The sequence below is a fragment of the Burkholderia cepacia GG4 genome (genome assembly GCF_000292915.1).
Lineage (GTDB): Bacteria > Pseudomonadota > Gammaproteobacteria > Burkholderiales > Burkholderiaceae > Burkholderia > Burkholderia cepacia_D.
Genome location: NC_018514.1, coordinates 2951029 through 2970415 on the forward strand (window position 1 = coordinate 2951029; position 19387 = coordinate 2970415).

Annotated in this window: 15 protein-coding genes; 9 read left to right on the plus strand and 6 right to left on the minus strand. The window is 67.8% G+C overall.

All coding sequences use genetic code 11. The annotated features are described in order from the left end of the window. The first annotated feature begins 41 nt into the window (after window positions 1-41). Both ceoB and opcM read left to right on the plus strand, forming a co-directional pair. Window positions 42-3242 (plus strand): multidrug efflux RND transporter permease subunit CeoB, encoded by a 3201-nt coding sequence (gene ceoB, locus GEM_RS28920; protein ID WP_014900994.1) that lies wholly within the window; start codon window positions 42-44, stop codon window positions 3240-3242. Window positions 3243-3252: 10 nt separating this feature from the next. Then, a complete protein-coding gene (gene opcM, locus GEM_RS28925; RefSeq protein ID WP_014900995.1) occupies window positions 3253-4794 on the plus strand; it encodes a multidrug efflux transporter outer membrane subunit OpcM in 1542 nt (513 codons plus the stop codon). A 180-nt stretch (window positions 4795-4974) separates the two neighbouring features. Here opcM and GEM_RS28930 read toward each other — a convergent pair whose 3' ends face one another. Further along, a complete protein-coding gene (locus GEM_RS28930) occupies window positions 4975-5865 on the minus strand; it encodes a LysR family transcriptional regulator (RefSeq protein ID WP_014900996.1) in 891 nt (296 codons plus the stop codon). A 99-nt stretch (window positions 5866-5964) separates the two neighbouring features. On the opposite strand from GEM_RS28930, the gene GEM_RS28935 reads away from it, so the two are divergent. After that, entirely contained in the window at window positions 5965-6405 is a 441-nt protein-coding gene (locus GEM_RS28935) for a PACE efflux transporter (protein ID WP_014900997.1), read from the plus strand. Between the two features lie 107 nt (window positions 6406-6512). Here GEM_RS28935 and GEM_RS28940 read toward each other — a convergent pair whose 3' ends face one another. From GEM_RS28940 to GEM_RS28960, 5 genes are all read right to left on the minus strand, one after another. Next, window positions 6513-7364, minus strand: coding sequence for an alpha/beta fold hydrolase (locus GEM_RS28940; RefSeq protein ID WP_014900998.1), 852 nt, complete (start codon window positions 7362-7364; stop codon window positions 6513-6515). Between the two features lie 270 nt (window positions 7365-7634). Continuing rightward, window positions 7635-7976, minus strand: coding sequence for a DUF3579 domain-containing protein (locus GEM_RS28945; protein ID WP_014900999.1), 342 nt, complete (start codon window positions 7974-7976; stop codon window positions 7635-7637). Between the two features lie 25 nt (window positions 7977-8001). Continuing rightward, the gene (locus GEM_RS28950; RefSeq protein ID WP_014901000.1) at window positions 8002-9363 is read right to left on the minus strand and encodes a sigma-54-dependent transcriptional regulator; all 1362 of its coding nucleotides are present in this window, start codon (window positions 9361-9363) and stop codon (window positions 8002-8004) included. Next, the gene (locus tag GEM_RS28955) at window positions 9353-11245 is read right to left on the minus strand and encodes a sensor histidine kinase (RefSeq protein ID WP_041490885.1); all 1893 of its coding nucleotides are present in this window, start codon (window positions 11243-11245) and stop codon (window positions 9353-9355) included. The genes GEM_RS28950 and GEM_RS28955 overlap by 11 nt, the downstream gene beginning before the upstream one ends. A 141-nt stretch (window positions 11246-11386) precedes the next feature. Further along, window positions 11387-12751 (minus strand): 2-hydroxycarboxylate transporter family protein, encoded by a 1365-nt coding sequence (locus GEM_RS28960; protein ID WP_014901002.1) that lies wholly within the window; start codon window positions 12749-12751, stop codon window positions 11387-11389. A gap of 422 nt (window positions 12752-13173) precedes the next feature. On the opposite strand from GEM_RS28960, the gene GEM_RS28965 reads away from it, so the two are divergent. The 6 genes from GEM_RS28965 to GEM_RS28990 are packed head-to-tail and all read left to right on the plus strand — an operon-like array spanning window position 13174 to window position 19376. Further along, complete coding sequence (locus GEM_RS28965) at window positions 13174-14004, plus strand: MetQ/NlpA family ABC transporter substrate-binding protein (protein WP_014901003.1); 831 nt, start codon at window positions 13174-13176, stop codon at window positions 14002-14004. Between the two features lie 11 nt (window positions 14005-14015). Continuing rightward, window positions 14016-15434: an LLM class flavin-dependent oxidoreductase gene (locus GEM_RS28970; RefSeq protein ID WP_014901004.1), complete on the plus strand. Its 1419-nt coding sequence runs from the start codon at window positions 14016-14018 to the stop codon at window positions 15432-15434. 18 nt (window positions 15435-15452) lie between these two features. Then, window positions 15453-16622: a methionine ABC transporter ATP-binding protein gene (locus GEM_RS28975; protein ID WP_014901005.1), complete on the plus strand. Its 1170-nt coding sequence runs from the start codon at window positions 15453-15455 to the stop codon at window positions 16620-16622. Further along, a complete protein-coding gene (locus tag GEM_RS28980; protein ID WP_014901006.1) occupies window positions 16615-17271 on the plus strand; it encodes a methionine ABC transporter permease in 657 nt (218 codons plus the stop codon). Before GEM_RS28975 ends, GEM_RS28980 begins: the two co-directional genes overlap by 8 nt. A 54-nt stretch (window positions 17272-17325) precedes the next feature. Beyond that, complete coding sequence (locus GEM_RS28985; RefSeq protein ID WP_014901007.1) at window positions 17326-18168, plus strand: hypothetical protein; 843 nt, start codon at window positions 17326-17328, stop codon at window positions 18166-18168. Continuing rightward, window positions 18165-19376 (plus strand): acyl-CoA dehydrogenase family protein, encoded by a 1212-nt coding sequence (locus GEM_RS28990; RefSeq protein ID WP_014901008.1) that lies wholly within the window; start codon window positions 18165-18167, stop codon window positions 19374-19376. Before GEM_RS28985 ends, GEM_RS28990 begins: the two co-directional genes overlap by 4 nt. The last annotated feature ends 11 nt before the right edge of the window (window positions 19377-19387 follow it).

The following is a 19387-nucleotide window of genomic DNA, read 5'->3' on the forward strand; positions in this document are numbered from 1 at the left end:
CCGCCGCTACGGTTTCCGCGTTCAACCAGACAGAGCCACACATGAACATTTCCAAATTCTTTATCGACCGGCCGATCTTTGCAGGAGTCCTATCGGTGATCATCCTGCTCGGAGGGGTGATCGCGATGTTCCTGCTGCCGATTTCGGAATATCCGGAAGTCGTGCCGCCTTCCGTGATCGTGAAGGCGCAGTACCCGGGCGCGAACCCGAAAGTGATCGCCGAGACCGTCGCGTCGCCGCTTGAAGAGCAGATCAACGGGGTCGAGGACATGCTCTACATGCAGTCGCAGGCGAACAGCGACGGCAACATGACGATCACCGTCACGTTCAAGCTCGGCACCGATCCGGACAAGGCCACCCAGCTCGTGCAGAACCGCGTGAACCAGGCGCTGCCGCGCTTGCCGGAAGACGTGCAGCGGCTCGGCATCACCACGGTGAAGAGCTCGCCGACGCTGACGATGGTGGTCCACCTGATCTCGCCGGACAACCGCTACGACATGACCTACCTGCGCAACTACGCGCTGATCAACGTGAAGGATCGCCTGTCGCGGATCCAGGGCGTCGGTCAGGTGCAGCTGTGGGGTTCGGGCGACTATGCGATGCGCGTATGGCTCGATCCGCAGAAGGTCGCGCAGCGCGGGCTGTCCGCCGAGGACGTCGTACAGGCGATCCGCGAGCAGAACGTGCAGGTCGCGGCCGGCGTGATCGGCGCGTCGCCGTCGCTGCCCGGCACGCCGCTGCAGCTGTCGGTGAACGCGCGCGGCCGTCTGCAGACGGAAGACGAGTTCGGCGACATCGTCGTGAAGACGACGCCGGACGGCGGCGTCACGCGCCTGCGCGACATCGCGCGGATCCAGCTGGATGCGTCCGAGTACGGGCTGCGCTCGCTGCTCGACAACAAGCCGGCCGTCGCGATGGCGATCAACCAGTCGCCGGGCGCGAACTCGCTGCAGATCTCCGACGAAGTGCGCAAGACGATGGCCGAGCTGAAGCAGGACATGCCGGCGGGCGTCGACTACAAGATCGTCTATGACCCGACGCAGTTCGTGCGTTCGTCGATCAAGGCCGTGGTGCACACGCTGCTCGAAGCGATTGCGCTGGTCGTGATCGTCGTGATCGTGTTCCTGCAGACCTGGCGTGCGTCGCTGATTCCGCTGATTGCGGTGCCGGTGTCGATCATCGGCACGTTCTCGCTGCTGCTCGCGTTCGGGTATTCGATCAATGCGTTGTCATTGTTCGGGATGGTGCTCGCGATCGGGATCGTGGTCGACGACGCGATCGTGGTCGTCGAGAACGTCGAGCGGAACATCGAAAGCGGGATGAACGCGCGGCAGGCGACCTACAAGGCGATGCAGGAAGTGAGCGGGCCGATCATCGCGATCGCGCTGACGCTCGTCGCCGTGTTCGTGCCGCTCGCGTTCATGTCGGGCCTGACCGGCCAGTTCTACAAGCAGTTCGCGATGACGATCGCGATCTCGACGGTGATCTCGGCGTTCAACTCGCTGACGCTGTCGCCGGCGCTGTCCGCGATCCTGCTGAAGGGCCATGGCGACAAGGAAGACTGGCTCACGCGCGTGATGAACCGCGTGCTCGGCGGCTTCTTCCGCGGCTTCAACAAGGTGTTCCATCGCGGCGCGGAGAATTACGGCCGCGGCGTGCGCGGCGTGCTGTCGCGCAAGACGCTGATGCTCGGCGTGTACCTCGTGCTGGTAGGCGCGACCGTGCTCGTGTCGAGGATCGTGCCGGGCGGCTTCGTGCCCGCGCAGGACAAGGAATACCTGATCGCGTTCGCGCAGCTGCCGAACGGCGCGTCGCTCGACCGCACCGAGAAGGTGATCCGCGACATGGGCTCGATCGCGCTGAAGCAGCCGGGCGTCGAGAGCGCGGTCGCGTTCCCGGGGCTGTCGGTGAACGGCTTCACCAACAGCTCGAGCGCGGGCATCGTGTTCGTCACGCTGAAGCCGTTCTCGGAACGGCACGGCAAGGCGTTGTCGGCCGGCGCGATCGCGGGTGCGCTGAATCAGCAGTACGCGAACATGAAGGACTCGTTCGTCGCGGTGTTCCCGCCGCCGCCGGTGCTGGGTCTCGGTACGCTCGGCGGGTTCAAGATGCAGATCGAGGATCGCGGTGCGGTCGGCTATGCGCGGCTCGCGGATGCGACCAACGACTTCATCAAGCGCGCGCAGCAGGCGCCGGAACTCGGGCCGCTGTTCACGAGCTACCAGATCAACGTGCCGCAGCTCAACGTCGATCTCGATCGCGTGAAGGCGAAGCAGCTCGGCGTGCCGGTGACCGACGTGTTCAACACGATGCAGGTGTATCTCGGCTCGCTGTACGTGAACGACTTCAACCGCTTCGGGCGCGTGTACCAGGTGCGCGTGCAGGCCGATGCGCCGTTCCGTCAGCGCGCGGACGACATCCTGCAGCTGAAGACGCGCAACGACAAGGGCGAGATGGTGCCGCTGTCGTCGCTCGTCACGGTGACGCCGACGTTCGGCCCGGAAATGGTCGTGCGCTACAACGGCTACACGGCGGCCGACATCAACGGCGGCCCGGCGCCGGGCTTCTCGTCGGGGCAGGCGCAAGCCGCGATCGAGCGCATTGCGCATGAAACGCTGCCGCGGGGCGTGCGGTTCGAATGGACCGATCTCACGTACCAGCAGATCCTGGCAGGCGATTCGGCGATGTATGTGTTCCCGATCAGTGTGCTGCTCGTGTTCCTCGTGCTCGCCGCGCTGTATGAGAGCCTGACGCTGCCGCTCGCGGTGATCCTGATCGTGCCGATGAGCATTCTGTCGGCGCTGACGGGCGTATGGCTCACGCAGGGCGACAACAACATCTTCACGCAGATCGGCCTGATGGTGCTGGTGGGGCTGTCCGCGAAGAACGCGATCCTGATCGTCGAATTCGCGCGTGAACTGGAGCATGACGGCAGGACCCCGCTCGAGGCCGCGATCGAGGCGAGCCGGCTGCGGCTGCGCCCGATCCTGATGACGTCGATCGCGTTCATCATGGGCGTCGTGCCGCTCGTCACGTCGACGGGTGCGGGCTCGGAGATGCGGCATGCGATGGGTATCGCGGTGTTCTTCGGGATGCTCGGCGTGACGCTGTTCGGGCTGATGCTGACGCCGGTGTTCTATGTCGTGCTGCGCACGCTGGCGGGCGGCAAGATCCACGTCGCCGGCAAGGACTCGGCCGGCTACGGTGTGTCGCCGTCGGGCGCGCCGGCTACGGATGCTTGAGGATAACAAGATGGACAACATGCACAACTCGAATGGCCTGATGCGCTTCGCGAAGGTGGCGGCCGCGAGCACCCTGCTCGCGACGCTGCTCGCCGCGTGCGCGGTGGGGCCCGACTACAAGCGCCCGGATGTGTCGACGCCCGCGGCGTTCAAGGAAGCGCCGACGCTCGCGGCCGGCGAACAGGCCGGCACGTGGAAGACCGCCGAGCCGGCGGATGGCGAGCATCGCGGCGAATGGTGGAAGGTGTTCGGCGATCCGGTGCTCGACTCGCTCGAGTCGCAGGCGCTTGCCGCGAACCAGAACCTGAAGGCCGCGGCCGCGCGTGTCGAGGAAGCGCGTGCGTCGACCCGCACCGCGCGTTCGCAGTGGTTCCCGCAGGTCGGCGCCGGGTTCGGGCCGACGCGCGAGGGGCTGTCGTCGGCGTCGCAGTTCCAGCCGCAGGGCACGGGCCCGACCAACGCGACGCTGTGGCGCGCGCAGGGCACGGTGTCCTACGAGGCCGACCTGTTCGGCCGCGTGAGCCGCAACGTCGAGGCCTCGCGCGCCGACCAGGCGCAGAGCGAAGCGCTGTTCCGTTCGGTGCAGCTCGCGCTGCAGGCGGACGTCGCGCAGAACTACTTCGAACTGCGCCAGCTCGACTCCGACCAGGACCTGTACCGCCGCACGGTCGAACTGCGCGACCAGGCGCTGAAGCTCGTGCAGCGCCGTTTCAACGAAGGCGACATCAGCGAGCTCGACGTGTCGCGTGCGAAGAACGAACTGGCGTCCGCGCAGGCCGATGCGGTCGGCGTCGCGCGCCGGCGCGCGGCATCCGAGCATGCGCTGGCGATCCTGCTCGGCAAGGCGCCAGCGGACTTCGCGTTCAAGGAAACGCCGATCGTGCCGGTCGCGGTGAAGGTTCCGCCGGGCCTGCCGTCGGCGCTGCTCGAACGTCGTCCGGACGTGTCGGCGGCCGAGCGCGCGATGGCGGCCGCGAACGCGCGGATCGGCCTCGCGAAGTCGGCGTATTTCCCGAAGCTCGATATCACCGGCGCATTCGGCTACGAGGCGTCGACGCTCGGCAACCTGTTCATGTGGTCGAGCCGCACGTTCCTGCTCGGGCCGTTCGCCGGTACCGCGCTGACGCTGCCGCTGTTCGACGGCGGGCGGCGTGCGGCCGGCGTGCAGCAGGCCCGCGCGCAGTACGACGAGCAGGTCGCGAACTACCGGCAGCAGGTGCTCGTCGCGTTCCGCGAGGTCGAGGACAATCTCGCCGATCTGCGCCTGCTCGACGACCAGATTCGCGCGCAGGATGCGGCCGTCAACGCGTCGCGCCGTGCGGCGACGCTGTCGCGTACGCAGTATCAGGAAGGTGAGGTCGCCTATCTCGACGTGATCGACAGCGAACGGTCGGTGCTGCAGTCGCAACTGCAGGCGAACCAGCTGACCGGGGCGCAGGCCGTGTCGACCGTCAACCTGATCCGCGCGTTGGGCGGCGGGTGGGGCGCGGCGCCGGCCCCGGCCGCGCTCGGCGATGCGGCAACGGGCAAGGCGGAGGTGGCTGCACGCTGAGCGTGAACGGCGGGCGATGTGTCGCCCGTCGGCCGTGAATCGAAGCGCCCCGGCATGCAGGCTCCGGCCTGCGTGACCGGGGTTTTTTCATCGTGCGTCGGGTTTGTATCGCAACTAACGGTCGAGTTCATCCGCCATCTTCAGACGGGGCATGCGGCGCTGTCCCGCCGCCTGCCCCGCTCAGGCGGCGTGCCCTTCAGCACGCAGTGCCCGTGCCAGTTCGCTGGCCGCCTTGCCGAGCCCCGTGTGCTTCGGCCGGCGCAGGTACACGGGCAGCGGCAGCCCGTTGCGGATGTTCGCGAACACGAACGGCGCGAGCGCGCCGTCGGCGACATGCCGGCCGATCACGGATTCGGGCAGGTTCGCCCAGCCGTGCCCGGCCTTCACGAGCGCGATCGCGGTCGCCAGGTCGGTCACCTTCCACGTGCGATTGCCGATCACGGGCCGCACGTCGGTGAGCGGCCGCTCCGGATCGGCGATCACGATCTGCCGGAAGCCCGACAGCCGTTCGATCGCCTCGGGCTGCGCGGCTTCTGCGATCGCCGGATGGTCCGGCGCGGCGACGGCAACGAGCGTCTCGGTCCACAGCGCGTGGATCTGTTCCTGCGGATGCAGGTCGAGCCCGCCGTACGCGACGCAAAGATCGACGGCGCCGCGATGCAGCGCGTCGACGATCGCGTCCTGCGGCGCGGTGACGATGCTGATCGCGAGCGCCGGATACTTCACGGCAACGGCGCTCAGCGCGCGGGCGACGGGGGCGCCGTCCAGCTCGGCCGCGAGCCCGAGCCGCAGCGTGTCCTCGACGCCTTCCGACAGATGCTGCGCATGCGCGCGCAGCGCGTGCAGCCGGTCGGCGATCGAGCGGGCGTCGGGCAGCAGCGCGGCCAACGCGGCGGTCGGCGTCGGCTCGCGCGTGCCGCGATCGAACAGCACGAGGTCCAGTTCGGCCTCGAGGTTCGCGATCGCCATGCTGACCGCCGACGGCGTGCGGCCGAGCGCACGCGCCGCTGCCGAGAACGAGCCTTTGTCGATGACGGTCAGCAGCATGTCGATATGGTCGCTGGTCAGCATGCGCGGGCCTCCTGTCAGAAAAATTGAAAGGACCTGACTTTTGCGGGCGAAGTGCCCGCGGTAGTCTCGCCACCTTGTTCGATATGAAGGTGGTGGGTCATGCAGGGATGGAAGAGACGCATAGTCTACGTCGTGATGTTCGAGGCGCTCGGCATCCTCGTCGCATCGTCGGTGCTCGGCATGTTGAGCGGCGCGAGCGCGACGACGAGCGGCCTGCTCGGCGTGATGATCTCGACGACGGGCGTCGTCGTCAATTTTCTGTACAACCTCGGGTTCGAGGCGTGGGAACGGCGGCGTGCTGAAACCACGCGCACCGTCGCGCGGCGTGTCGTGCACGCGATCGGGTTCCAGGTCGCGCTGGTGACGTTCCTGATTCCGCTGATCGCATGGTGGCTCGACGTGCCGCTGCTGCAGGCGTTCCTGTTCGACGCGGTGCTGATCGTGTTCTTCCCGATCTTCACGTTCGCGTACAACTGGTCGTTCGACAGCGTGTTCGGGTTGCCGGATGCGGTCACGCGCCAGGCCGAACCGCTTGCGTAACGCGATGGCCGGCAATGCGACGCGAAGCGATGCAGAGCAGGGCCCGCATCGCTTCGGAAAAGAGGGGGAGCGGGAAAGGCGGGCGGGACGAATGCCGCCCGCGGGCGTTACGCGGCGATGAACTCGTGCACGTAGCGGTTGAACACTGCGGGGCTCGCCGCGTTCATCCCGTGCGATGCACCGGCGACGGTCTGTCGTTGCGCATCGCCGATCCACTGCGACAGCGTGTCGACGTTGTTGCGGAACATCTTCGGGCTGCGCTGGCCGTCGATCAGCAGCGTGCGGCACGCGATATCCGCTGCCGTGTGCTGCGAATACGCGGGCAGCGGATCTTGCAGCTGCTTTGGCAGCGTGCTCGCGTTGTCGATCGCCATCGTGCGAAAGCGCGACGTGCTCTTCTTCCATGCGCCGGGCAGGCTCACCGAGTCGACGAACATCTCGAGACCGGCTTCCACTTCGCCTTGCCCGATCAGGTTCACGGCCTTGGTGCGCAGTGCGATCGCGCCGGCCGGCAGTGCGGCTTCGCGCACGCCCGGCTGTTGCAGCGGGCCGCCCGGATCGGCGAGCGTCAGCGTGTCGACGAGCTCCGGATGCTGGCGCGCGACGTTGAACGCGACGCTGCCGCCACGCGAATGGCCGACCAGATGCACGGGGCCGAGATCGAGCGCGTCGATGAATTCGGCGAGCTCGTCGACGTGGTTCTGCCAGCTGAACTCGTCCTGGATGCCCGCTTCGACGGCCGGCCAGTAGTGGCTGAGGCTCGGTGCGATGCAGCGGTACTGCGCCGACAGCGACGCGAGTTGCGGATCCCAGTAACGGTAGTCGCACAACGATCCGTGCACGAACACCATCGGTGCGCCGCTGCCCCGCTCGACATACGGCAGGCTGATGCCTGACGAAAGCGTTGCAAATTGCAGGTCGGGGTTCGCGAGCACCGAAGGCTCGATTCGCATGTTCATGACTGAAAACTCAATGGGTGCGTCATCACGACGCAACTATGCCTCACGGCGACCTGCAAGGAAAACGCATAATTTTCATCGCGACGATCAATTTTATTGATGACTCGGCTGAAAACCCTTGTCGCAGCGTGGGGATATCTCGAAGCCTTCAATCATCTGACGGTTGGTGCCGCGGTCGAAAGCGCGTGCGAGCGCCTGCGCACACGCGCATCGCAGCGGGGGAAAAGGCAGGAAAAAGGCAGGGAAAAGGCCGCCGAACGCGGCCCGCTGTCACCGCACCGCGAGCGCGGGGGCGGCCTGAAACTCGACGGGAAGATCGTTGTCGGCGGCGAACTGCATCGCGAAGTCGAATGCATCGGCGCATACGTTGCGCAATTCGTCCGACACGAGCAGGCATTTGACGCCACCGTCGACGACCGGCATCGCGAGCCGCGACAGCGCACACGGATAGCCGGGCCGCCGTTCGCCGACGAACAGCGTGATGACGCCCGCGAGCCGCTCGGGCCAGTCGCTCGGGCGGAAGGTTTTCTGCGCGTGCGTGACGCCGCGGATCAGGTGGCCGAGGGGTTGGCCGATGAGGCGGCCAGGTTCGGTGATGTCGATGCGATCCATGCTGGTGTGCGTATCCTCGTTCGCGTCATTCGCCGCCGTCGGCCGCCGCGTCGCCGCGCGCGGGAATCCGCAGGTTGCGCAGCTTGTGATAAAGCGTCTTCTTCGGCATGCCGAGCGCAACGCTTGCGTTCGCAACGTTGCCGTTGTGACGCCGCAGCATGTCCTCGATCAACATCCGCTCGAAATACGCGAGCTGTTCCGCGAGCGTGCCGCTCGCCGTGGCTGCGCCACCGGACGACAGCAGGCTGTCGCCGGTCAGGCCGAGCACGAAGCGATCGGCCACGTTCTGCAGTTCGCGCACGTTGCCGGGCCACGCATGCGTCATCAGTTCGGACACCTGCGCAGCCGTGACGACCGGCGCCGGCTGTCCGAAGCGGCGTGCGGCCGCGAGCACGAAATGCTCGAACAGCAGCGGCACGTCCTCGCGCCGTTCGCGCAGCGGCGGCAGCTCGATCTGCGCGACGTTGAGGCGATACAGCAAGTCCGCACGGAAGCGCCCGTCGGCCGCGAGTTCGGCGAGATCGGCCTTCGATGCGGCCACCACACGGCAGTCGACCGGAATCAGCTCGTTCGCGCCGAGCCGCTCGACCACACGCTCCTGCAGCACGCGCAGCATCTTGATCTGCAGCGGAATCGGCATCGTCTCGATCTCGTCGAGGAACAGCGTGCCGCCGTGCGCCCACTCGATCTTGCCGATGCGTTTCTTGATCGCGCCGGTGAACGCGCCGGCCTCGTGGCCGAACAGCTCGCTCTCGAAAATCTGCTCGGGCAGGCCGCCGCAGTTCAGCGCGACGAAATGCGCATCGCGCCGGCCGCCGAAGTCGTGCAGGCTGCGCGCGATCAGTTCCTTGCCGGTGCCGGTCTCGCCGGTGATCAGCACCGACACCGACGTATCGGCGAGGCGCAGGATCTTCTTGCGCACGTCGGCCATCGCGGGCGACTTGCCGAGCACGAATGCCTCGATGCCCTGCCAGTTGTCGAGCGCCGCGCGCAGCCCCTGCACCTCGAGCGTGAGCCGGCGCTTCTCGACCGCGCGCGCGACCCGGCCGGCGATCACGTCCGACGAAAACGGCTTCTCGATGAAGTCGTACGCGCCGTCCTGCATCGCGCCGACGGCCGTCGAAATATCGGCGTGGCCGCTGATCAGCACGACCGGGATCTGCGCATCGACGGCCATCACGCGTTCGAGCAGCTGCAGCCCGTCGATGCCCGGCATCCGCACGTCCGACACGATCACGATCGGGGCGCCGGGCGCGACGTGCGGGAGCGCGTCGGCGGCCGACGCGAATGCGTCGACCGGGAACCCGGCGAGCGCGACGGCCTGCTCGACGCCGATCCGGACGTTTTCATCGTCCTCGACGACCAGCACCCGAATCTCATCTTCCATGCTCTGTCCTTTGCAGCGTCGCCGCCGCGAATTCGATACTGAATTGCGCGCCGCCTTCGTCGCGGTTCGTCGCGGCGATCTTCGCGCCGAACCCCTCGACGATGCGCGACGTGATCGCGAGGCCGAGCCCGAGGCCCTGGCCGCGCGGCTTCGTGGTGACGAACGGCTCGAACAGGTGCGGCAGCACCTCGGGCGCGATGCCAGTGCCGCTGTCGGCGACGGTGAAGCGCACGCGGCCGGCTTCGTCCGCATCGTCCGCTTTGGCGGCTTCGATGACGATGCGCCGTACCGGCGCGTCGCGCACCGCGTCGAGCGCGTTGCCGAGCAGGTTCACGATCACCTGCTGCAGCTGGCTCGATTCGGCGGAGACCGCCATGCCGGGCGCGATGTTCACGTCGAGCTGCACGCCTTCGTCGCGAATCCGCGCATCGTAGATGAGCCGCGCATGCGCGACGGCCTCGTTCAGCGACACCGCGACGCGCTCGACATCGGGCTTGCGCGCGAAGGTCTTCAGCTCGCCGGTGAGCACCGCCATGCTGTCGACCAGCTTGCCGATCCGTTCGAGATTGGCGTACGCCGGTGCCGGCTGGCCGCGCTCGAAGAACGTGCGTGCGTTGTCGCACAGCGTGCGGATCGCGACGAGCGGCTGGTTCAGCTCGTGCGTGAGGCCGGCGGCCATCTGCCCGAGCACCGCGAGCTTGCCCGCGTGCACGACTTCCTGCTGCGAATCGCGCAGCCGTTGCTCGGTGCGTTCGCGTTCGACGATCTCGCGCTGCATCCGCTCGTTCGTGGCCGTCAGCGCGGCCGTGCGCTGCGCGACGGTCAGCTCGAGCCGGTCGTTCGCGCGGCGCAGCGCGTCCTGCGCCCTCAGCCGCGCGACGATCGCCCGGCGTCGCTGGATCGCGTAGCCGACCAGCAGCGCGGCGATCAGGAACGCGCCGGTGACGAACACGAATGCGGTTTGCTGCTGCCGTCGTGCGCCGGCGATGTCGAGCAGCACCATCAGCGAATCGCCGGCCTGCGGCGCGGGGCGCGACATCACCAGATAGCGCGTGCTGCGGCCGGCGTGGCGCGGATCGGGAAACGTGCCGAACCACGCGGCGGCACTGCGATCGCCGATCCGGCGGTACGGCAGCGCGTCGACCGTGCGGCCCGCATATTGCCGCGACGCCTGGATGTCGCGCTGCTGCTGCGCGGTGATCGGACGCAGCGCGGTGAATTTCCACGCCGGTTCGGTCGAGATCACGACCACGCCGTTGCCGTCGACCACCATCGCGGCGACGCCCGGCGCGCGCCATGCGGATTCGAGCGGGTCGACGCTGATCTTCACGGCCGCGACGCCGATCGGCACGCCGTCGTCGCGCACCGCGCTCGCGAAGTAGACGCCCGGCACGCCGGTGTTGGTGCCGATTCCGAAGAAGCGGCCGCTGCCGCGCGCGAGCGCGTCCTTGAAGTACGGCCGGTACGACACGTTGGTGCCGACGAAGCTGATCGTCTCGTTCCAGTTGCTGGCGGCGATCACTTCGCCCTGCAGGTCGATCACGTCGACGGCGCCGCTGCCCGCATCGCGGTTCACGGCTTCGAGATAGGTGTTCACCGAATGCACGAGACCGGGTGCGTCGTGCGGCGCGGCCTTCAGCATCGCGCGTACGCCGTCCTGTCGCGCGACCAGGCCGGGCAGGATCTCGAAGCGGCCGAGTTCGCTTTTCAGGCTCGACGCATACAGGTCGAGCCGGTGCTCGCCGGTTTCCTCGAGCGCGTCGATCGCGCGTTCCCACGCGAAATCGACGGCCGCGCCCGCCACGCCGACATACAGCACGGCGGCCGACGCCCAGCCCCACCACGGGATTCCCTTGAAGCTCTTCTGCACGTTCGCCCTCATCGAAGCCCGCAACCGTCCGCTACCGGCCGTCCGCGACCGGCCGTCCGCTACCGGCCGTCAGCAACGACGCGCGCCGCACGCCGGCAGAGCCGGCGGCGGCGCGTGCGAAGCAGCCTGCGCGACGGTGCGCGCGACCGCGCATTATCCGAAGTGCGCGACCAGGATCAGCGTCACCGTGACGACGATCGCGCCGCCGATGCGCGTCGCGATCTGCGCGAACGGCATCAGTTGCATCCGGTTCGCGGCGGTCAGGATCGCGACGTCGCCGGTGCCGCCTTGCCCGCTGTGGCAGGCGTTCACGATTGCGGTGTCGATAGGGTACATCTTCAGCAGGCGGCCGACCACGAAACCAGTGCCCATCAGCGTCGCGACGGTCGACACGATCGTGATGACGTTGACGACCGTGAAAGCTGCGGTCAGCTTGTCCCACGGCGTCATCGCGACGCCGATCGCGAACAGCAGCGGATACGTGACGGCGGTCGAGAAGAACTTGTAAACCACGAACGCGCCTTCCTGCAGCGGCGGCGACACCGCGCGCGCGAGCTTGACCAGCACCGCGAGGAACAGCATCGCGACCGGCGCGGGCAGGCCGAACAGCTTGTGCGCCATCAGGCCCACCAGATACAGCGTGATGGCCGTGATGCCGGCGCCCGCGATATGTGTGACGTCGACGTGGCCGCGGATTTCCTCGTTTTCCGGCGTCATGTCGCCGCTTTCGCCGACCTGCAGGCGGCCGTTGCCGGTCAGGTGCGGCATGCGCTTGCCGAGCATGTCGAGCGCGCCCGACAGGATGATCGCGGTCAGGCTGCCGAGCATCACCGGCGGCAGCACCATCGCGAACATCTCGCCCTGCGGCAGGTGCATCAGTTCCGAATAGCCGATCGACAGCGGAATCGCGCCTTCGCCGACGCCGCCGGCCATGATCGGCACGACGATGTACAGCAGCGTGTGGCGTGCGCCGAGGCCGAGCGCGGTCCCGACCGCCGTGCCGACGATCGCGGCCGCGACCGAGCCGGCGGCGAGCGGGATGAAGATCTTCACGAAGCCCTGGATCAGCACGCGCCGGTCCATGCTCAAGATGCTGCCGACGATGATCGATGCGATGAACAGGTACAGGAAGTTGGTCGACTTCGTGAACTCGATCGTCAGGTTCAGCACCGGCTTCGGCAGCACGTGATAGTAGGTGAGCGCCGACGGCACGAAGGTCGCGAAGATCGCGGCCGCACCGATGTTGCGCAACAGCGGCAGGCGCTTGCCGAGTTCGGCGCAGGTGAAGCCGAAGAACGCGAGCACGGCGATCGCCATCGAGATCTCGCCGGGCACCTTGCCCGTCACCGCGAAACCGACGATCAGCGCGAACAGGATCACGTAGACCGGCAGCGGGATGATGCCGACGCGGATTTCCATCAGCTTCCACCAGCCTTCCGGCCAGAAGCGTTCGCGCGTGGCGGGACCGGCTTCGGCAATCGCCTCCGGACGGGATTGGGTATGGATAGAGGTCTGCAAGACGTGTCTCCTGATGTTGGAATGCCTGCATCGCTTCGCGGCATCGTGTGCCGTCTATTACGCAACCCCCGTGCCAGGAATCCGGGCTGACGGAATATTTTTAGTTCATTGATTCATAAGGGATTTGTTTCGTCGGTGGAAAGGGTCGCCGGGACCGGCAGGCCGAGATTTCGGAATTCGCCCGGCGCCCAGGCCGAGATTTCGGCCAGGCAGCCGGCCGGGCGCCCGGTCCCGGGTGATCGCGCGCCATATCGCCGCACGCGATTTTCTTCGCAGAATCGCTTCGTAGACCGCCCTCGCGCCGCTCTCTATCATCGGCTGATCCTTTTCCGATGCGACGACGACTGTCCGGAGAACGCCCGTGCGTTCGCCGCGGCGTCGCTCATCCGTCGATACCGTCTATGGACAGGAGAGTGGTTCCCATGCTGCATGCCGTTTTTTCCGCCCGCTTTTCCTCCGGCCGTGTTGCCCGCTTGCTGGCAGCCGCGCTGCTCGGCGTCGTGATGCTGAACGGCGCCCGCGCCGACACCGCGCCGCTGAAGGTCGGCATCTCGACGAGCCCGCAGATCGACGCGCTGAAGATCGCCGCGAAGGAGGCGAAGGCACAGGGGCTCGACGTGCGGATCGTCGAATTCACCGACTGGAATACGCCGAACGCAGCGCTCGCGAACAAGGACATCGACGTCAATTACTTCCAGCACATCCCGTTTCTCGAGAACGCGAAGAAGCAGGGCGGCTACGACTTCGTATCGATCGCACCCGGCACGATCATGAAGATCGGCCTCTATTCGAAGAAGGTGAAGCGCTTCGACGAGCTGAAGGACGGCGCGCGGGTCGCGATCGCGAACGATCCGGTGAACGGCGGGCGCGGGCTGTTGCTGCTGCAGCGCGCGGGGCTGATCACGCTGAAGCCGGGCACCGACTACCGCGCGACGACGCACGACATCGTGTCCAACCCGAAGCACCTGAAGATCATCCCGCTCGAAGCGTCGCAGCTCGCGCGCTCGCTCGATGACGTCGATCTCGCGCAGGGCTACCCGAGCTTCATCAAGCTCGCCGGCACGACCGACCCGAACAGCGCGCTGCTGTTCGACGGTACCGAGAACAAGAGCTTCGCGATCCAGTGGGTCGTGCGGCCGGACAGCGTGAACGACGCGCGCATCCGCAAGTTCATCTCGATCTACCAGCACTCGCCGGCCGTGCGCCGTGCGCTCGACAACGCGTTCGGCTCGCTGTACGCGATCGCGTGGTGACGGAGGCGGACATGACGACGGCGAACCGCAAGAAGATCCTGCTCAACGCGTTCAACATGAACTGCGTCGGGCACATCAACCACGGACTGTGGACGCATCCGCGCGACCGCTCCGCGCACTACACCGATCTCGACTACTGGTCCGATCTCGCGAAGACGCTCGAACGCGGCAAGTTCGACGGGATCTTTCTGGCCGACATCGTCGGCGTGTACGACGTGTTCGGCGGCGGCCCCGATGCGGCGCTGCGCGAATCGGTGCAGGTGCCGGTCAACGACCCGCTGCTGCTCGTGCCCGCGATGGCGCAGGTCACGCGGCATCTCGGCTTCGGCGTGACCGCGAACCTGACCTACGAACCGCCTTACCTGTTCGCGCGCCGCATGTCGACGCTCGATCACCTGACGAAGGGGCGCGTCGGCTGGAACATCGTCACCGGCTATCTCGACAGCGCCGCGCGCGGGATGGGCCTGGCGCAGCAGATCGGCCACGACGACCGCTACGAACGCGCGGACGACTACATGGACGTCGTCTACAAGCTGTGGGAACAGAGCTGGGACGACGACGCGGTGATCCGCGACGCGCAGGCGCGCGTGTTCGCGCAGCCCGGCAAGGTGCGGCGGGTGAAGCACGACGGGCCGTTCTATTCGGTCGATGCGATCCACCTGAGCGAGCCGTCGCTGCAGCGCACGCCGGTGTTGTACCAGGCCGGTTCGTCCGCGCGCGGCGTCGAGTTCGCGGGCCGTCACGCCGAATGCGTGTTCGTGAATGGCCAGAGCAAGGCCGCCGCGCGCGCGGCGGCGCTCGACATCCGCGCGGCTGCCGCGCGGCAGGGCCGCGATCCGGCGTCGATCAGGATTTTCGCGGGCGTGAGCGTCGTGACGGCCGAGACCGAGCGGCTCGCTCGCGAGAAATTCGACGAATACCGGCGCTATGCGAGCCCGGAGGCAGGGCTCGCGCACTTCGCGAGCTCGACCGGCATCGACTTCGCGAAGTACGGCCTTGACGAACCGATCTCGTACGTGAAGACCGATTCGATCCAGTCGGCCGTCGACGCGATCTCGCGCAAGAGCACCACCGGCACGTGGACCGTGCGCCGCATGCTCGAACAGATGTCGCTCGGCGGCCGCTATGCGCCGATCGTCGGCTCACCGTCGCAAGTCGCGGACGAACTGCAGTCGTGGATCGACGAGACCGGCATCGACGGCTTCAACCTGACGCGCACCGTGATGCCCGAGTCGTTCGAGGATTTCGTCGACTGGGTCGTGCCCGAGTTGCAGAACCGCGGCCTCTACAAGGAAGACTACGATCCCGCGCCGACGCTGCGCGAGAAGCTGTTCGGCGCGGGCGCGCGGTTGCCCGCATGGCATACGGGCGCGCAGCACCGGCCGGCCGCCGCGCCGGCACCGGAACCGGCGCATCCCGCGCATGCATGAACCTGATGGGGCGAAGCGATGACGCAATTGTTCGATACGCTGGGTTTTATCGAGGCATCGGCCGTGCGTGCCGGCGCCGGCGTCGGCGCACGCGCGCATGAGGAAAGGGCCGCGTCGGCCGACGGCCCTGCCGTGTCGCTGACGAACGTCGGCAAGGTGTTCGCGACGCCGCGCGGCCAGGCCGCCGCGCTGCGCGAGGTGACGCTCGACGTGCGGCGCGGCGAGGTGTTCGGGATCATCGGCCGCAGCGGCGCCGGCAAGTCGACGCTGCTGCGGCTCGTCAACGGGCTCGAACGCCCGAGTTCGGGCAGCGTGCGCGTGCAGGGCGTCGACGTCGGCGCGCTCGACGAGGATGGACTCGTCGCGCTGCGTCGCCGCACCGGCATGGTGTTCCAGCATTTCAACCTGCTGTCGGCGAAGACGGTGTTCGAGAACGTCGCGCTGCCGCTGAAGATCGCCGGCGTGCCGAAGGCCGAGCGCGCGCGCAAGGTCGATGCGTTGCTCGAGCTAGTCGGGCTCGCCGCGAAGCGCGACGCGTATCCGGCGAGCCTGTCGGGCGGCCAGAAGCAGCGCGTCGGCATCGCGCGGGCGCTGGTGCACGATCCGGAGGTGCTGCTGTGCGACGAGGCGACGTCGGCGCTCGATCCCGAGACGACGCAATCGATCCTCGCGCTGCTCGCCGACATCAATCGCCGCCTCGGGCTGACGATCGTGCTGATCACGCACGAAATGGAGGTGATCCGCGCGGTGTGCGACACGGTCGCGGTGATCGAGCAGGGTGAAGTCGTCGAAACGGGCCCGGTGTGGCGCGTGTTCGGCGATCCGCGCCACGGCGCGACGCGCGCGCTGCTCAGCACGCTCGTGCACGACCTGCCGGCCGAACTGGCCGCGCGCGTGCAGCCGTTGCCGGCGCAGGCCGCGCTGCCCGATGGCGCGCAGGTCGTGCTCGACGTCCGCTATACGGGCGAAAGCGGCGGCGAACCGGACGTCGGCGCGCTCGCGGCGGCGCTCGGCGGCTCGGTGCGCTTCCTGCACGGCGGGATCGAGCGCATTCAGGGGCATGCGCAGGGGCGCCTCGTGATCGCTGCGTCGCCCGGTCAGTCGCCCGCAGGCGGTGGCGCGGTCGCCGCCTTGCTCAATCGCGCACGCCGCCACGCGAATCACGCGGAGGTGCTCGGTTATGTTTGAACTCTGGTGGCCCGAACTGCTCGACGCGATCCGCGACACGCTGTCGATGGTCGCCGCATCGGCCGCGATCGCCGCGCTGCTCGGCATCCCGCTCGCGGTGGTCCTCGTGACGACCGCGCCCGGCGGCATCTACGCGCGACGCGGCGTGAACGCGGTGCTCGGCGCGCTCGTCAACGTGTTCCGCTCGACGCCGTTCATCATCCTGCTCGTCGCGCTGTTGCCGTTTACGCGTGTGCTGATCGGCACGACGATCGGCGTATGGGCGGCCGTCGTGCCGCTGTCGATCGCCGCGATTCCGTTTTTCGCGCGGATTGCCGAGGTGAGCCTGCGCGAAGTCGATCGCGGGCTGATCGAGGCCGCGCTCGCGATGGGCGCGAAGCGCCGCCACATCGTGTGGCACGTGCTGCTGCCCGAGGCGCTGCCCGGCATGCTCGGCGGTTTCACGATCACCGTCGTCGCGCTGATCGGCTCGACCGCGATGGCGGGTGCCGTCGGCGCGGGCGGGCTCGGCGATCTGGCGATCCGCTACGGCTATCAGCGCTTCGACACCACCGTCATGGCAACCGTGATCGTGATCCTGATCGCGCTCGTCTCGGCCGTGCAAATCACGGGCGACCGCCTGGTCCGACATGTGACCCGGCGCACCTGAGCGGCGCCATGAGCGCCGACTCCTTTCATTCAAGACCCTGAGAGAACGAACCCTATGACCTTACCCATCGGCGCGCCGCGCGAATGGAACGGACAATTCGAGGAAGCGCTGTTTCTGGATGTCGCACGACGCCATCGTCCCGGCTTCCCGGACAAGCTCGCGACGCCGCCGCGCGAGCCGCGCAGCGAGGACGAACTGGCCGCCGTCGCCGACTACTACACGAAGATGGCGTCGCACGACCTGTTCATCGTGCAGGTCGTCGCGAAGGCGATCGACACGCTGTTTCGCGACGATCCGCATTTCCAGCTGATCCTGGCGCGCCAGCTCGGCGACGACGGCGCGCATGCGGTGATCGGCCGCGAACGCGTGACCGAACTGACCGGGCGCGATCCGCTGCCGGAAGTCGATCGGCTCGTCGCCGCGCACTGGGAACGCATCGGCGACATCGCGGTGCGCGACGTCGCGGGCTTCCTCGCGTTCGAATGGCATTACGAGCTGCACATCCTCGCGAAGCTGTGGATCCAGCGCAAGACCGGCCGCATCGCCGACGGCGCGATGCGCGAGCACGGCGAGAACCGGATTCGCCCGGACGAAGAGTGGCATCGCGTGCAGATCGTCCAGTGGTGGTTCGACACGTTGGAGGCGCTGCCCGCTGCCGAGCGCGACGCGCTGATCGATCGCGTGATCGCGGCCGACGAGGAAACGCAGGCGCGGCTCGACGGCTATCTGCATGACGAATACGCGCATACCGCACACGTGTTCGGCGCGGATATCGCCGAATACCGCACGATCTACGACGACTGGCGGCGCGAGATCCTGTCGCGGCTGACCGGTCGCCGGCTCGGCGCGCTGGTGCCGCTGTCGGACGAAACCCTTGCACCGGAAGCCGTCGCATGAACGATCCACGCGGCCCGGCGACGCTTGCGCCGGATAGCGGGGCGCCTGCCGTCGACGAAGACGTGCTGGCGCGCGCGATCGACGCGCTGCGCACGACTGCTGCCGCGCGCGATCGCACGGGCGGCCACGCGGCCGACGACAAGCAGCGGCTCGCCGACGCGGGCCTGCTGACGCTCGCGGTGCCGCGCGAATTTGGCGGACAGGAAGCCGCGTGGCCGGCGATCTACGACACGATCCGGCGGATCGCGCGCGTCGACAGCGCGCTCGCGCATCTGGTCGGGTTTCAGATCCTGCAGGTGGTCAGCGTCGACGTGTGGGGCGGCCCGGCACAGCGCGAACGCTATCTGCGCGGCACGGTCGAGCATCGCTGGTGGTGGGGCAATGCGGTCAATCCGCTCGACACGCGGCTGGTGGCGACTGCAACGCCGGATGGCGGCTACCGGCTCGACGGCGTGAAGGGTTTCTGTTCGGGCACGCGCGGCTCGCAGCGGATGACGGTGTCGGCGCACGATCCCGCAACGGGCCGCGCCGTGTTCGGCGTGGTGCCGACCGATCGTCGCGGGATCACGGTCAACGAAGACTGGGACCCGATCGGCCAGCGCCAGACCGATAGCGGCAGCGTGCGCTTCGACGGCGTGACGCTCGCGCCCGACGAAGTGCTGCACCGGTCCGAAGTGCCGCCGACGCCGCGCGCGACGCTGCGCACGCTGGTGTCGCAGCTCGTGCTGACGAACCTGTTCGTCGGGCTCGCGGAAGGTGCGCTCGCCGAGGCGCGCGACTATGTGCTGACACATGGCCGGCCGTGGATTCACTCGGGTGCCGCGCAGGCGAGCGACGATCCCTACACGCTGCAGCGCTTCGGCGACATGCGCGTGCAGGCGGTTGCCGCGGCGTCACTGGCCGATCGCGCGGCCGTCGCGTTGCAGCGCGCATGGTCGCGGCGCGAAGCGCTGACGGCCGACGAACGCGCCGAAGTGGCGCTCGCCGTGTCGGACGCGAAGATCGTCGCGCAACGCGCGGCGCTCGATAACGGCGAGGCGCTGTTCGATGCGTGCGGCGCGCGGGCGACGGCCGCATCGCTCGGCCTCGACCGCTTCTGGCGCAATGCGCGCACGCATACGCTGCACGATCCGCTCGACTATCGGCTGCGCGATGTCGGCCGGTTCGCGCTGACGGGGGAACTGCCGCAGGCGTCGCTTTATACGTAAGTGAGCGCGCG